Here is a 14,691-nt window from a genome sequence, read left to right as displayed (position 1 = left end):
TCCTCCTTTAACACGTCTATTATTTGTTTGATTTTTCCGCGAGTACTTCGAGCAGCGATTGGGTAAAGCGAAGTGTCTTTTGGACGGTGGGATCCTTCATGAGCTTGTAAAGCGTGAAAATGGAAACGGGTTCGCTTTTACTTTCGGCTCTTACTTTTGCTTCCTGGAAGACAGCCACTCCATGCTCCACTTGCGCGGACACGGGAGCGATGTACGCTTTCATGCTGTTGAGTAGATATTGCTGCGATTGCTTATCCTTCCCAAGGCTTTCCAAAAAATCAGCAGCTTGTTCGAGAACAGTGACATACTTAACGAGCTTTGGCATCTTATCAAGCAAAGTGAACAGGGCGTCTATCGATTCTTTTTCCACAAAGAAACGGGACAGTTGACCATCTACTCTTTCAAACAAATACCGTAGTGATTCCTGATCGCGCAAGATCGATGTGGCTACTTCAAGTCCCTCTTCGGCTGCCAGGACGGTATCTTTTATCTTCGGGAGCTTTCGGATTAATATGGTGATCGCTTCCTGAACTTTTGGATCAGATAAATCCTCTAAAAACATGTCAGAGCTTCTCTGTTCCTTCCTGTCCTTCAAAATGTTGCTCTCCCCCTCTCTTTTAAAGACTGCCTTACATCAATCCTTTTAGCATGCCATTCCAATAAAGGATGGGGAGCAGCTCTCTTTTCATCAGGTACATACTGAATCTCTCTTCAGATTGGTCAAAAGGAAAGGTTTCACAAGGCATCAAGTTGTAATCAAATTCGGCCAGCACCAGTTTGTTGTACCCCGTTACGAGCGGGCAAGATGTATACCCGTCGTACTTGGCAGCCAGTGGAGTACCATTGATCAGTGCGAGCAGGTTTTTCTCGACGACTGGCGCTTGTTTGCGAATAGCAGCTCCGGTTTTGGACGTGGGAAGATTCGTGCAATCGCCTATGCCGAAAATCGTGGGATATCTTTTGTGTGCAAGCGTAAATGGATCGACATCCACCCAGCCTCCTGTGTCTGCTAATGCGCTGTTTGCAATGAAATCGGGCGCTTTCATGGGAGGGGTCACATGAAGCATGTCATACTTCCATACTTCCTGCTCTTTGGTGTCTAGATTCTCGAATACGGCTTCTTTGGTATCCGCCCGCACTTCCATTAGGTTATGCTTGTATCTGGTTTCGATGCTCTTGCGACGAATGACTTTATTGAGAGTATTGGCATACGTGGGAACGTCAAAAATACTTCCCTTCGCCGATGCAAAAATGATCTCTGACTGGTTGCGAACATGTAACTTACGAAAGTAATCATCGGCCAGATACATGATTTTCTGAGGGGCTCCGCCGCATTTTACGGGTGAGTTCGGGTGGGTAAAAATGGCAGTGCCGCCTTGAAAACTCCGGATAGCTTCCCATGTACTATCTACCGTTTGGTAAGCGTAGTTACTGCAAACACCGTTCTTGCCGACGGCATCTTTTAAGCCCCTTACCCCCTCCCAATCTATTTGCAGACCAGCAGCAACAACGAGATAGTCATAGGAGAGGATGGTTCCCTGTTTCGTACGAAGCGTGTGTTGTTCCGGTTGAAACATGGTGACCGCATCGCAAATCCAGTCGACGCCTGCGGGAATCAGAGAGGAGAGTTCACGCTCGGATTCCTCCTTTTTCGCGGCACCCCCTCCGACTAATGTCCACAAAGGCTGATAATAATGCTTGGACGCGGGATCGATGATGGCGACTTGTCCCATGAGCCTTTTGGAAGCCCGGACGATACGGGCAGCAACAGAGATACCGGCTGAGCCTGCTCCCACGATGACAACCGTATAATGAACTTGTTTTGCCATAGTTCCTCCTTCGACGACGATATCGTTTCCAATCGTACGATGATGGTTCATGAGGTGAAGTCTCTCTATTCAGTTTATTCCTCTGTCATTTTTTCCATATAGGGGAAGTCCCCTACTTTTTTGATCTCTGCAATTAAAACGCCAGATCGAGATATCTGTTTTTAATGGCATATTGGATCAATTGATGCTTGGAATCCAGTCCTAGTTTCTGCATGATATTCGTTTTGTGGTTCTCTACGGTTTTGACGCTGATCAACAGCTTATCTGCCATTTCCTTATTGGTATAGCCAAGCACAATGAGTCTGACAAGCTCCTTTTCACGTAGCGTTAAAACAGAAGGCAACGTCTTGGCATCCGATTTCAGCCATGTATGGATGATCTCTTGCGATACGGAAGTCTTGTAAAAGCGCTTTCCTCTGTAGACCTCCACAATGGCTTGAAACAGCAGCTCGCCATGGCTGTTTTTTAAAATGTACCCATGGGCTCCGACGGTAATAGCCTTTTGGACAAAAATCTCCTCGTCATGCATGGTCAATATGACGATTTTCACGAAAGGATTCGACTTGCGAATCTCATTGCTCGCTGTAAACCCATCCAGCCCATTCGGCAATGACAAATCCATCAGCACCACATCGGGTTCCAGCTGACTGGCTTTAAGGATGGCATCGTTCCCTGTATGACTCTCTCCCACAATTTTAATTTGAGAGTAACTTTCGAGAAGCACACGCAATCCCTTCCGAATCATCGTGTGATCATCAACCAAAAGCACTCGTATCACTCTGCTCTCCCTCCTTGTCCTGCTACCGTTACCTTGATCGATGTACCTTCGTGTAGCACGGATTGAATTTGAAGAGTCCCCTCCATCTGATCTACTCGTTCTTCCATATGTTTGAGACCCAGACCGACCTGAACCTGATCGCGAATAAATCCGATTCCGTTGTCCTGAATCAGCAAAGTCAGTTGGTCGTCTTCCTTGTACAAGATGACTTCAATGAGTGTCGCTTTCGCGTATTTCAGTGCATTATGTAAGGCTTCTTGGATCACACGGTACAAATTGATTTCCAAGATTGGCTGAAAATAATCACTAACATTGCTGTAGGAAAAGGTAATGGAAACATCCTGATGTGCTTTGTTCAAGCTAGAAACAAGATGCCGTACGGTAGGAATCAGTCCCAGTTGATCGAGACTATGCGGACGCAGCTGTAGAGAATACAGCTTGACGTCTTGTATCGCTTTTTCCAGCTCATTCACGATCTCTTGCATGAATTCCCGGAATTGTCCTTCCTGGTTGAGGCGCGCTTGAATCGCCTGAATGCCTACCGAAACGGAATACAAGGATTGTCCTACGCCGTCGTGCAGCTCCTGGGCAAGGCGCTTGTGTTCGTTTTCCTGTGCTTCTAGTGTTTTTTGCAAAACCTGCTTGGAGATTCTGACCTCCTCTTCTTTTTTCTTGACCGTCATATCTTTCAAGACTAAAAGGACATCCTGCATGTTTTGTTCACCATTTTCATAGATGACAGCCGTGCTCATCTCCATGTCGACGTACCGCCCTTCATACGTAGGCATCGCAGAAAGAAAATAGGGAATCTCCCGTTTGGCGAGCAAATAACACCGTTCTTCTCCCGGTTCCAGCTCTCTGTTTTGGCAATAGGAGCAGAACGGCACCTTTTCTCCTCGTTTCCAACCGGTCATTTTTTCTGCAGATGGATTCATCACCATAATTTTTCGTTCCTGATCCATGAGAATGATCCCGTCCTGCAAGTGGTCGAAGATTTGCTTCAGATAACCGTTATCCATCGTCTTCCCTTCATCGCGATAGCGCTCAAAAAAAGTGGGACATTGATCCATCATAGGTCCTCCATACTGATCGTATTTCTTATATGATCCAATCGTAAAAGACGGCGAGCACCTTTCAAATAGGTACCTTCCCCTATCTTATGTGACGCAAAAAAACGTTACTGACACCAACATGTCAGTAACGTCTTAACATTTTCCTAGAAAATCGTCTCTCTTATTGTAACCCAACAGAAGTTTTGCCTCGTTCATAGGCAAAAATGATCATCGTCACGCCCAAGATTGCGCAAATCATATACATCAAGGAATAGGAGAAATAATCCGCCACTGGCCCCATGATGACTCCTCCCAGAGAAACCCCCAAATCAGCCATCGCTATGAATAACCCGATTAACACGTTGCGATCCGTCTTCGGCAGAACAAAGGTTAAATACGTTGTTAACGTAGGATAAAGAAGCGCTTGAGCAATTCCCATTAATATGGCGCCTACGTATAAAAAGGCTGCCCCACCCAGGATAGAAAAGCTTACACTTAACGCCGCTGCTGCAAGAATGAGCATAATTCCCATCATAAAGGATGAACGCCACTTGCCGTCTGACGGGATTTTCTTTCTCAACACAAACCGCGATAATACGACGGTGCCTGCCTGAAGCATGAGATAAATTCCTGCATTTCCATATTTGATTTGTACAGCGTACAGCGGGATAAAGGTAGTCACTGCTCCAAATATAATGGATGCCGCCAGCATCAAGACACTGCATTTACATAAATGCGGGTTTTTGACTAATTGGCTTACAGAACCAAACATGGTTGCTCCCTTTTCTGTCTGACCCTGAACTGGCTCGGCCACTTTTTTGTCCATTTTGGCACTATAGCCCACCACTCCTGTAAGGATCGCAATGGTGACCATGGCAATTGTAAAAGAATAGCTATCCCCCGCTTGCCAGATGCCTAAAGCGAGCAGTGGACCAAGAATACCAGGCAAGTAAGCACATAAGGAATACATGGAAATCCCTTGTGAACGATCCTTGTCCGGCAACGCATCAATAATCCCTAACTGTAATGCCATGGAGAAAAAAGCGGTACACACCCCTTGTAGAATACGGGCAACGATAAAGCCCTCTAATTCAGTAAACGTATATAAAATGAGAGCCGCTCCATTGAAGATAAGAATCGTGCGGAGCACTTTGATTGGTCCATGTTTTTGGATGATATGGCCTGCCCATGGCCGAAAAAACATGGTTGTAAACAGATAAGCTCCCATAACGACTCCGATTGTTGTATTGGTCGCACCCAACTCTGCACCCTTCAAGGGAATGATGACATTCAGAATGGAGTTCGCGCTAAAATACAAAAGAGTCAAGATGTACAATCGCAAAAATGGCCAAGACAGAGCCCCTCTCATAGCCCTTGCTCCTTCCTCTGATCCTCTGCACAATCTCATTGCCAATTGCTTTAAGCAATAATCATCTGCAGCAGTTTCTTCGTATAGGTGGACTGAACATCTTTTAATTGTTCAACCTCCACGATCTCTTCGATTTCACCATTTCGTAAGACCATGATTCTGTCGCAAATATAGGCCGCAGCCTGTATATCATGGGTAATGAAGATATAGCCCATGTCGTAACGTTTTCTCAAGTTCTTCAGTAATTCAAGTACTTGCATTTGCACCGAGCCGTCCAAGGAACTGATTGCTTCATCGAAGAGGATGCATTTTGGTTCGGTTGAAACGGCTCTCGCTATGCATACCCGCTGAACCTCTCCCCCTGATAGCTCATGCGGATATTTTTTTCGATAGGAAGCATCCAGCCCCACTTGATCTAATAAATGGTCAATCTCGCTTAGAGCATCTTCCCGTGCCTTTCTTTTCATTTGTAAAGGCTCCCGAATGGCCTCCTCAACCGTATAAAATGGATTGATAGAGGAAGTGTAATCTTGAAACACAGCGCTTAGGTTCCCTGTTCTCACTTTACGGTCCTCTACTTTTTTGCCCTCAAACAAGATGCTACCTCGATCAGGCTTTTCAATCCCCAATAGCAATCGTCCTAGCGTTGATTTACCACTTCCACTTTCTCCGATGATGCCAAGACACTCCCCAGGCTTGCATTCGAAGTTAATGTTTTTCAACACATACTCTTTTTCCCTTGAGAACAATCCGCCTTTTCGATATGATTTCTCCACGCTCTCAACGCTCAGCAACACTAACTCCCCCCATGACTCTCTTAAAATGTTGATTCATCGCCAGCTTCGTGGAGAGTAAGTAACGGGTATATGTATGCTTCGGTTCAGAGAAGATGGCCTGGGTCGTCCCGTTTTCAACGATTTCTCCTTCTTTCATGACGAGGACTTCATCTGCTATTAATTTGACAATCCCTAAATCATGAGAAATGAAGATCATGGAGCAGCCCATTCGTTCACGCATTTGCAGGAACTGTTCTATGACTTCGAACTGCGAGATGGTATCGAGTGCTGTCGTGGGTTCATCAGCAATTAGAATGTCAGGCTCCAATACGATGGCGAGCGCAATCATGACTCGCTGCAGCGTTCCACCCGACAACTGGTGGGGATACTTATTCATCACCTCTATCGGGTTTTTCAGCATGACGCTTTCCATGGCATTTTTCATTTTGGTTATGATTTCGTCACGGCTCCATCCAAAATGTTCCATAAGCGTCTCCTTTAGATGAACGCCCACTACGCATGAGGGATCAAAGGCACGCATGCCATTCTGCAAAATCATGCAAAGCTGTTTCCCCCTCTTTTTCCTCATCCTCTGTTCTGAGAGCTCCATGAGGTTTTCTCCTCGTAACAGAATGTCTCCCGATTGGCGAACCCCGGCTTTATTCAATCTCATGATGGCCTTGCAAGTCACCGACTTCCCGCTTCCGCTTTCTCCTACAATGGCCAGGCAGCTTCCCTGTTTCACATAGAATGAACTATTTGGAACAATCACTCGATCATTGCGACTGTCCCAGATTTTCAGGTTTTTTACTTCTAAAATGTTCATCATCCGCTTATGCCACCCCCTTTCCTTCGAGCTTAACAGCAGAGGTTGCTTCTAATCCTTGGTGCTTATATGTAGAAGTCATTAATTTGGGATCTAAAGCCACTTGAAGTGCATCAGACAAGTAGTTAATGGCCGATACAACGATCACGATGGTCAAACCGGGAGCTAGCATGAATTCCGGGCGTGAAAACATGACGTCTCTCGCTTCATTCAACATCATGCCCCACTCTGCTTCCGGTGCTTGAATACCTAAACCAAGGAAGGAAAAACCCGATATTTGCAAAATCATCGAACCGAAGGAGCTGCTTGAAATGACGGCAATATCGGGCAATGCAACCGGAACAATGTGTCTGATTATGATTGCCATATTGCTTGCACCGATTGCCTTTGCGAATTTCACATAATCGGTTACCGCATATTGCAAGACTGACGATCTGATGATTCGAGCAAACCACGCCCACTTCATCAATACAAAGGCGATGATCAAATTTTCAAAACCTACGCCCAAAATGCCGATGATCGCCAGGGTCATGACATATCCCGGAAAAGAAAGGATCACATCGCAAACGCGCATCAAGAAAGCATCTGTTTTTCCACGAAAGTACCCCGCAAGAAAGCCTACAATCGATCCAATCGATACGGATAGGAGCAGCGCAACGAAGACCCAGAGCATGCTGGGACGAATACCGTAAATGAGTCTGGATAAAACGCATCGCCCGAGGTGGTCGTTGCCCAAAAGATATTCCCATGATGCAAAAGCAAATCGAAGCTCCATATGTACTTCTTCGGGATCATTCGGTGCAACGAAAGGAGCAAATATCCCAGCCACCGTTGTGACCGTGATAATCGATAAGGATAGGACAGCGACCTTGTCTTTCCACACATTTTGTAATCGCTTCATCTAGAGACCATCCCTTAGTTTGGGGTTCAATGCCACATTGATGATGTCGGAAACAGTGTTGAACAGAATAAAGACGATTGCCAACACAAGGACATAGGCTTGGATGATCGGGAAATCCCTACTTAAAATGGATTTAACGCTTAGCGTTCCGAGTCCCGGCCAAGCGAAGATGTTTTCCACGACGACTGTGCTTCCCAAAATAATGGGAATCGCCATGCAAAATACGGAAATCGCCACTTGCAATGAATTTCTGAGAATGTGCATCGTGATCTTTTTTTCCGGTAAGCCGCATGCCCTTGCATAGAGAACATAGTCTTCATTCATGTTGCTTAACATGGAACTTCTGATGATTCGAAAATAGATGCCAGCATAGCTGATTGTGATCACAGCAACGGGCAAGATATAGCTTTTGTATGACTCCATTCCGCTTGTCGGAAGCAAATCCAGCTTTACGGAAAAATACCAGATCAGCAGAGCTGCGAGCCAATAGGACGGCATCGACGTCAGGAAAAACGAAACACCTCTGACTGATTTGTCCACCCATTTGCCCGCTTTCCATGCGCATGCCACCCCCAATGCGATGGACAGTACAACAATGGCAAATGTCGAAACCAACGTCAGCTTTACAGTATGGAGAAAGGCTGGTCCTAGCATAGACCACACAGGTTTTCCCGTTATATATGAATCTCCAAAATCTAGCTGCAAGCATGAGACAACCCAGTTTAGGTAACGAGTCAGAAAGGGTTGGTCCATTCCCAGTTTCGCTCTTGTTTGCGCAAGTAACTCATCCGTTATTTGGGGTATGCCTTGCGAATGCAGCACCACTTCAGCGGGGTCTAAAGGAGATAGATGAATGAAGGCAAACGTTACAAACGATATGATTAGGACCAAAGGAATCGATAGGAGTAACCTTTTGGTGATATAACTGCCCATAGCAAGCTCCTTTTGTGTATTTATTCAAAGTACATCCGCTCAAATGGAAGCTCGAATTGCGTTTGCTTAAAAGAGATGCCCTGCAGGTTTTTGGGAGCCAAGATCGTGACTCTTCCATTCGTAATCGGAATAAATACGGCTTCCTCATGGACAATGGTCAAAATATCGGTATATAACGATTTTCTATATTCCTCATCATTCGACACCATGACTTCTTCAATTTTTTTATAGAGCTCATCAGCTTGCGCGATGCCTCTTGTCGTATGGTAATAGGAAGACTTGGAAGTAAAAGCAGCGATTGTGCTCTGCGGATCATACGCGAGTCCCCACGTTTGATTGAAAAGCAGGTCATAGTCACCTGTAGATCTTCTGTTCGCAATCGAAGAAGACTCCTCGCCAATAATCTCCAGATGAACGCCAATCGTTTTTACGGTATTTTGAATCAATTCAGCCTGCGTTTTTTGAGTGGACGAATTTACATCATAATAAAGCTTCATGGCTAATGGCTTTCCGTTTTTCGTTCTGATTTCGCCCGCATTCCCGATGCCCCAGCCTGCCTCCTCCAAAATCTTTTTCGCTTTTTCCAAATCGTATCCCCGCTTCTCTACTTCAACGTTGGCGTAATTCACATTCGAAGAGAAAAGCGTATCCGCTGGTTGTTCAGTGCCTTCAAATATTTGTTTACTAATTGTCTCTCTGTCAATCGCATGCCAAAACGCTTTGCGCACAGCCCTTTCATGTACAGGGCTCTCGGTTTTACTACTATTGGCGACAATTATGCCTGTGTTCATTGGTTGACTGCGAATCATTTGGTGTTTACCTGATTCAACGAATTGATTCATGGCGTTTACATCGAGACTATTCGCGCCTCGATCATCCGTAAATACAAAGTTGACTTCTCCCTTTTGCAGTGCCAAGAAAGTAGTTTCACCTGCTGGAAGTACTTTGGCTGTGATTTTTTTCATTTTTGGCGCGCCGCCCCAGTAATTTTCATTTGCTTCAAATACGGCATACTGATCGACTTTATGCTCAGTGAGCTTATAGGGGCCCGTTCCGCTATAACCACTTACGCCATCTTTGGTTCCCCCGTTCACAAAATTTTTAGGCGAGATGAATACATAAGGTCTCGTCATCGACAATTCGAGCAGCGTCGGGTAATACGGTTCGGATAAGACCAGTTCAACCGTATACTCATCGCGTACATGGCAATCCACGATCTTTGTGGATAGCTTGATCCATGAATGTTTGCTTGCATTGCTTTGCACCGCTTCTATATTCTTTTTCACTGCTTCCGCATGAAAAGGCTCTCCATCATGGAACGTCACGTTTTTTCTCAAGTGAAACGTGTACACTTTTCCATCGGCGGAAACTTCCCAAGATTCAGCTAATAATGGTTTGATCCCATCCTCCGTATTTTCTACTAACGATTCGTACACCATCCCTTGTGCCGGCATGGAGCCGGAATAAAAATGAGGGTTCATATCGTTAATATCTTTCGAAGTGGCATACACGATCTTTTTCTCTGTATCGGTTGACTCCGTTTTTGCTGTATCACCGTTACTGCAGCCAACCAGCAGTAAGATTGAGACCATGAAAGTCCTTACTAAAAATCCCATTCTTTTTGTCATACCCATTCCTCCTGAAAATACGTGCTAGTACGTTTTCTTTGATTCCGTACCCTTGCCGAGCTCACTGCATATCCTCTTCAAATCTTCCTCGAAGCTTTGAACCACGAATGCATCCGATAACCTTTCGCCCTTACGTGTTAGCGCAACTTTCGCAATTTTACGCTCGTACGTTTCAATGAATGTATCGATGGTAGGGCAACTGATATCTATGTATCTTGCAATACCCTGAATGATTTTTATCCGATAGTAATCTTCCTTTGGCATGCGCGGAATATCCCAATGCCCTTCCCTATTGATAAACATTTTCCGGATGGGGACAGCGGAGAAATCGAAGTATCTTCCCTCTGAATCTGGCTCCGAAAAAGGATCGATCAACAGGGAGGTATACCGAATGAACAATAAATACTCTTGATGAATCGTTTCAAAATGAACGAAGTTTTCGATATCATCACGTGATAGACACTCCAGCCTCACCGGATAGTTGTCATCCGTCATGAACTTCAGCAAATTGACCCCTTTCATATTGAGCTTTTCCACCACATTTGTGATCTCTTTCCATTGGTTCAGCATATTGCGAATGAGAGATTGCGTGATGGGACCCTCTGGAAACATTTTGTATACGTACTTTTTGATTGGTTCCTCTCCAAATATCACACGAAGGGAGAACTCATTCATAAACAGTGGCGGATGCACATAGAGGGATATATTTCTCGTTTCCGCCTCAATCGGAGAGTCCATGACGTCCAAATCGATACCTACTTGCTCATATAACTCACAAAGTCTTTTTACATTCTGGGATGGAGAGTGCGTCGAGCCAATGTAAACTTTTTTCTTAACTCCTGTCGTAATTACACGATTGGAAGGCTTATCGTGGAACCAGCGTGTATCGCCAAGGTATGTAGAAAAACTGATAATCTCCGCATCGGAATGAATACTGTTTAGATAATGGCGTAGTAAACTGTTGGAACCAAAGGTCGGAGAAACTAAAACCATGCACTTTATTTGCTGTAAAACCTGATCATTGATTTGTTGTAAAACTTCTATATAAGCATCTGTTGTGACAGATAATAGGAAGGTATCCCATTTCCCTGTAACGGTCTCATATCCATGGAATACCTGATCGATATGGCATTCGCCTTCCATCTTTTTATGCTTTTCATTTTGAACATCTACGCGAATTTGCTGGCTATTTTGCTTAAGTTCAGTAAAGAATGATTCGGAACGAACAGACTCACGCCCAACGATCCCAATGTAGCAATCCCATTGTTTTTTAAGCATGACAGCCATTTGAATGGAAGCAGGACCTGTTCCCAATAGCAAGATTCGTTTCAAAGCACCCATAGAAATAAAAACCTCCTTTTACGATCAGCATGTAGCCGATGCTTTTTTATACAAAGCGATATCAAACACATGATCGGGACGCAAGATGGTCTCAATCAGCGTCCATTTCCGCTCATCTACCTCTCTCATTGGGTAGTTAAAAAGGGACTTCAATTGATTACCGTATCGGATCGCCACGATCACTTGTTCATTTGTCAATGGATGCAATTGTTCCAGTAGGTCATATTTATTTGCAACCGTCGAACTAAAGATGATATGGGTTGCATCCTTCGTCATATCAAGGCGTTCCACAAACTCATTCTCCAAGCGGATAGGCAATCCACTTCCCAGCCTTTCAACAACACTCTGCCCTAGCTTGATGGCCTCCTCATCAATGTCGATACCAACCACTTCCGCTCCAGTTCGCTTCGCAATCAACAATGGCGTCATGGGAAATGAGCCTGAGCCAACCATTAACACCTTTGAATCAACAGTCACTTGGAAACTCCCAAATTCTTCTTCAATACATGATTCAATGTTTTGAAAGTAGTCGGTCTTATCGGCAATCCCATCCAGCAGCTTCAGCGCACGATATTTCTCCATGATGGCAACGCAAATCGCCGACGATTTTCTTACATCCTCCACAAGCTGATTCAACTGGCTTTCGATTGACGGTTCTAGTTGCTCCCAGGCTTCTTTGTTTCTTTCATCCGTTATGAATGTAGAATACTGATCTATGATCTTTTCTAACTCCGAACTGTGATGGATGGTGCCGTCATATCGATTGGCTAAATGGGTGAACCTTTCGAGAAACGCTGTCAAATGTTGTTGCAACTGTTCTGGTCTATTCATTCAGTTCTCCCCTTGCTAAATAAAATGGGAAACCTCAAACGGTATCTGGTATCTTGATGAATGCTTTGCCTCGTGCCACGATTCCGACTGCCCCTTCAATTTTCAGGCTGGTTACTTCTTCACTTTGCCAATTGGCCGTTACATGAATCGTGCCTCCCGGTTGCCTGATCGGAGTAGCGACATCGCCTTTCTTTTTCCAAGCCAGATAGGCTCCCAGTGAAGCAGTACCTGATCCACAGCCTCTTTCCCAGATCATGCTATCTAATGGCGGAACAAAGATAAGTGGAGCCAATTCATTCGAAGCTGGCTGATACAATAGCACACCGATCAAATTCGCCCCTACAGTGACTCCAAGGAGCTTGGCTAAAGACTGAGCACGTTTTCTTACCGCCTCATTGAACTGGTCCACTTCAATCACGATGTGAAAGAAATCAGGATACCGTACAATCACCATGTTTATTTCGTCGCCATCATAGCTGATTGATTTCTGCTCGATCTTTTTAGGAAGAGGCATTGAAACTTGGCAGTAATATTCGTCTTCGATTCTTTTTACTCGACAAGCAACGGAGTGAACTGTACCCGAGGATTCCAAAACAATTTCGGTCCAATCATGATGCTGTAGACCATTTTCATGGGCAATGAACGTCGCTAATGCCATGCATGCATTGCCGCAAAACTCGCCCCCGGCCATTTGTAGATGGGCTGCCGCTCCAACATTCATTGATTTTTCGATAAAGCCCACTTGTTCTGCATGGACACTATCGTAGGACATCATTTTTGAGGCGATGAGCGGATACTCTTCCGCTGGATGATTATTTTTTACAAGAATGGTCATATTTTGTGTGGGATTAAACTTTATAAAATCGATTTCCCGTTTCATCACAACCTACCCTCTTACCATATTTTTGATGAACAGCTAATTGTTTCGCACTAAACGTAATCATTACGATTTAAAAGAGAAAAAAATAAACCGTAATGATTACGATTAATGACGAGTACATCATAACCACAATTTGGTTATCTGTCAACTGCACACTTGGAGTTCTTCCTTTTCTCATTGTTCATCACCACGCGGAGTTGCTTACAGGGTAAAAATGCCTTGACTTAACAAAGTAGAACAGGTAATCTTTACCCGCTACTATAAAACGACAGTTCAAACGGGATTTTATACTGTAGAAAGGTTGTATTGACTTCATGGCGTTATCTCACACTACTACTAGGAAACAGGTCAACAAGGAAAAGTCTTCTATCTCTTTGCTATCTCTTACCGTAGGCTCTTTTGCCATTGGGATGACGGAATTTGTCATTATGGGTCTGCTGCCGAATGTTGCAGAGGATTTGGATGTTAGTATCTCATCTGCGGGTCAACTCATTACCATGTATGCGCTAGGAGTAGCCATCGGTGCACCGATACTGACAGTCCTCACCCACCGAATTCCCCAAAAGAAGCTACTCTGTCTACTAATGGTTCTGTTTATTCTCGGGAACGGAATCTCTGTTTTTGCTCCCAACTACGCTATATTGATGGGAGCACGCCTGATCACCGCTTTGACACATGGGACATTCTTTGGAGTTGGGGCTGTTGTAGCTTCCAGTCTTGTAAGTCCTGACAAACGTGCCGCAGCCGTTTCCATTATGATGGCCGGTCTGACGATCGCCAATATTATTGGTGTGCCTCTCGGGACTTTCATCGGTCAACATATGGGGTGGCGAGCTTCATTTGGCTCTATTGCGATCATGGGAATCATAGCACTGATCGGAATACTCGTTTTCATCCCAAAAATGCGGCAAGAAAACACCGAGAGTATCACTGGGCAAATTACCGCTCTTCTCAAGCCCAAGCTCCTTTTGTACCTCCTTATTGGAGCACTAGGGAACGCTGGTCTATTCACCGTGTTTACGTATATTACGCCTCTGCTGACGCAAATAACCGGTTTTGCTGAGTATCATGTAACGTGGATTCTTGTCCTCTTCGGCTGTGGAGTGACCATCGGCAATATCGTGGGCGGAAAGCTTGCGGATTGGAAGCTGATGCCCTCTATACTCGGACTTTACTTTACGATATGCATCATTCTCACGCTGTTTACGTTTACCGTATATAGTCCTATTGCTGCCGTATTGACCATTTTTCTATGGGGCGCTGCTTCTTTTGCAGTATTTCCAGGGCTACAAGTACGTGTAATGAACCTCGCACAGAATGCACCAGCTCTTGCTTCTACCTCCAGTCATTCTGCCGGAAATCTAGGAAATGCAGCTGGTGCTTTCATTGGTGGATGGGTTATTACTCATCTGGATATAACCTCCCTCCCATGGGTCGGTGCTGTGCTCGTAGGACTTGGTCTGATTTTAGGAATCGCTTCCTATATGGCTGAACGCAAGCTGCAACAAAGTGAAAAAGGGTACTCCATTTGAGCACCCTTTTTTCTT

The 14,691-nt window shown here is 44.8% G+C and carries 14 protein-coding genes; 1 reads left to right on the top strand and 13 read right to left on the bottom strand.

What is annotated here, in order from left to right:
- Nucleotides 1-19: 19 nt before the first annotated feature.
- The 13 genes from ACKKE8_RS15645 to ACKKE8_RS15585 all read right to left on the bottom strand — a co-directional run bounded on the left by ACKKE8_RS15645 (nt 20) and on the right by ACKKE8_RS15585 (nt 13,144).
- On the bottom strand, nt 20-595 hold the full coding sequence (locus ACKKE8_RS15645; RefSeq protein WP_409178943.1) for a DUF1641 domain-containing protein: 576 nt from the start codon (nt 593-595) through the stop codon (nt 20-22).
- 34 nt (nt 596-629) lie between these two features.
- Nucleotides 630-1,829 (bottom strand): FAD/NAD(P)-binding oxidoreductase, encoded by a 1,200-nt coding sequence (locus ACKKE8_RS15640; protein WP_409179130.1) that lies wholly within the window; start codon nt 1,827-1,829, stop codon nt 630-632.
- A 133-nt stretch (nt 1,830-1,962) separates the two neighbouring features.
- Nucleotides 1,963-2,607 (bottom strand): response regulator, encoded by a 645-nt coding sequence (locus ACKKE8_RS15635; protein WP_409178942.1) that lies wholly within the window; start codon nt 2,605-2,607, stop codon nt 1,963-1,965.
- Nucleotides 2,604-3,680 (bottom strand): PAS domain-containing sensor histidine kinase, encoded by a 1,077-nt coding sequence (locus ACKKE8_RS15630; protein WP_409178941.1) that lies wholly within the window; start codon nt 3,678-3,680, stop codon nt 2,604-2,606. The genes ACKKE8_RS15635 and ACKKE8_RS15630 overlap by 4 nt, the downstream gene beginning before the upstream one ends.
- A gap of 160 nt (nt 3,681-3,840) precedes the next feature.
- Nucleotides 3,841-5,028, bottom strand: coding sequence for a staphylopine family metallophore export MFS transporter CntE (gene cntE / locus ACKKE8_RS15625; RefSeq protein ID WP_409178940.1), 1,188 nt, complete (start codon nt 5,026-5,028; stop codon nt 3,841-3,843).
- 50 nt (nt 5,029-5,078) lie between these two features.
- The gene (locus ACKKE8_RS15620; protein ID WP_409178939.1) at nt 5,079-5,822 is read right to left on the bottom strand and encodes an ABC transporter ATP-binding protein; all 744 of its coding nucleotides are present in this window, start codon (nt 5,820-5,822) and stop codon (nt 5,079-5,081) included.
- Entirely contained in the window at nt 5,809-6,630 is an 822-nt protein-coding gene (gene cntD / locus ACKKE8_RS15615; protein ID WP_409179129.1) for a staphylopine uptake ABC transporter ATP-binding protein CntD, read from the bottom strand. The genes ACKKE8_RS15620 and cntD overlap by 14 nt, the downstream gene beginning before the upstream one ends.
- 7 nt (nt 6,631-6,637) lie before the next feature.
- Nucleotides 6,638-7,531, bottom strand: coding sequence for a staphylopine uptake ABC transporter permease subunit CntC (gene cntC / locus ACKKE8_RS15610; RefSeq protein ID WP_409178938.1), 894 nt, complete (start codon nt 7,529-7,531; stop codon nt 6,638-6,640).
- Nucleotides 7,532-8,464, bottom strand: coding sequence for a nickel/cobalt ABC transporter permease (opp1B, locus tag ACKKE8_RS15605; RefSeq protein ID WP_409178937.1), 933 nt, complete (start codon nt 8,462-8,464; stop codon nt 7,532-7,534). It abuts the gene before it with no gap.
- Between the two features lie 20 nt (nt 8,465-8,484).
- Nucleotides 8,485-10,092: a staphylopine-dependent metal ABC transporter substrate-binding lipoprotein gene (cntA, locus tag ACKKE8_RS15600; RefSeq protein ID WP_409178936.1), complete on the bottom strand. Its 1,608-nt coding sequence runs from the start codon at nt 10,090-10,092 to the stop codon at nt 8,485-8,487.
- 24 nt (nt 10,093-10,116) lie between these two features.
- Complete coding sequence (locus ACKKE8_RS15595; RefSeq protein WP_409178935.1) at nt 10,117-11,433, bottom strand: opine metallophore biosynthesis dehydrogenase; 1,317 nt, start codon at nt 11,431-11,433, stop codon at nt 10,117-10,119.
- Between the two features lie 24 nt (nt 11,434-11,457).
- Entirely contained in the window at nt 11,458-12,264 is an 807-nt protein-coding gene (locus tag ACKKE8_RS15590) for a class I SAM-dependent methyltransferase (RefSeq protein ID WP_409178934.1), read from the bottom strand.
- Between the two features lie 34 nt (nt 12,265-12,298).
- The gene (locus tag ACKKE8_RS15585) at nt 12,299-13,144 is read right to left on the bottom strand and encodes a diaminopimelate epimerase (protein WP_409179128.1); all 846 of its coding nucleotides are present in this window, start codon (nt 13,142-13,144) and stop codon (nt 12,299-12,301) included.
- A 314-nt stretch (nt 13,145-13,458) separates the two neighbouring features.
- Between ACKKE8_RS15585 and ACKKE8_RS15580 the strand changes: the two genes are divergently transcribed.
- Nucleotides 13,459-14,676 (top strand): MFS transporter, encoded by a 1,218-nt coding sequence (locus ACKKE8_RS15580; RefSeq protein WP_409178933.1) that lies wholly within the window; start codon nt 13,459-13,461, stop codon nt 14,674-14,676.
- Nucleotides 14,677-14,691: the final 15 nt, after the last annotated feature.

The sequence above is a fragment of the Brevibacillus fortis genome, assembly GCF_046196545.1.
In the GTDB taxonomy this organism is placed as follows: Bacteria; Bacillota; Bacilli; order Brevibacillales; family Brevibacillaceae; genus Brevibacillus; species Brevibacillus fortis_A.
The sequence above is the reverse complement of the archived record's forward strand: the minus strand, read 5'-3'. Positions and strand labels throughout refer to the sequence as shown.

Bases quoted from the DNA above. Each gene is read 5' to 3' on its own strand.
- ACKKE8_RS15640 (WP_409179130.1), bottom strand. From the start codon at position 1,829: ATGGCAAAACAAGTTCATTATACGGTTGTCATCGTGGGAGCAGGCTCA.
- ACKKE8_RS15630 (WP_409178941.1), bottom strand. From the start codon at position 3,680: ATGATGGATCAATGTCCCACTTTTTTTGAGCGCTATCGCGATGAAGGG.
- cntE (WP_409178940.1), bottom strand. From the start codon at position 5,028: ATGAGAGGGGCTCTGTCTTGGCCATTTTTGCGATTGTACATCTTGACT.
- cntD (WP_409179129.1), bottom strand. From the start codon at position 6,630: ATGAACATTTTAGAAGTAAAAAACCTGAAAATCTGGGACAGTCGCAAT.
- cntC (WP_409178938.1), bottom strand. From the start codon at position 7,531: ATGAAGCGATTACAAAATGTGTGGAAAGACAAGGTCGCTGTCCTATCC.
- opp1B (WP_409178937.1), bottom strand. From the start codon at position 8,464: ATGGGCAGTTATATCACCAAAAGGTTACTCCTATCGATTCCTTTGGTC.
- cntA (WP_409178936.1), bottom strand. From the start codon at position 10,092: ATGACAAAAAGAATGGGATTTTTAGTAAGGACTTTCATGGTCTCAATC.
- ACKKE8_RS15595 (WP_409178935.1), bottom strand. From the start codon at position 11,433: ATGGGTGCTTTGAAACGAATCTTGCTATTGGGAACAGGTCCTGCTTCC.
- ACKKE8_RS15590 (WP_409178934.1), bottom strand. From the start codon at position 12,264: ATGAATAGACCAGAACAGTTGCAACAACATTTGACAGCGTTTCTCGAA.
- ACKKE8_RS15585 (WP_409179128.1), bottom strand. From the start codon at position 13,144: ATGAAACGGGAAATCGATTTTATAAAGTTTAATCCCACACAAAATATG.
- ACKKE8_RS15580 (WP_409178933.1), top strand. From the start codon at position 13,459: ATGGCGTTATCTCACACTACTACTAGGAAACAGGTCAACAAGGAAAAG.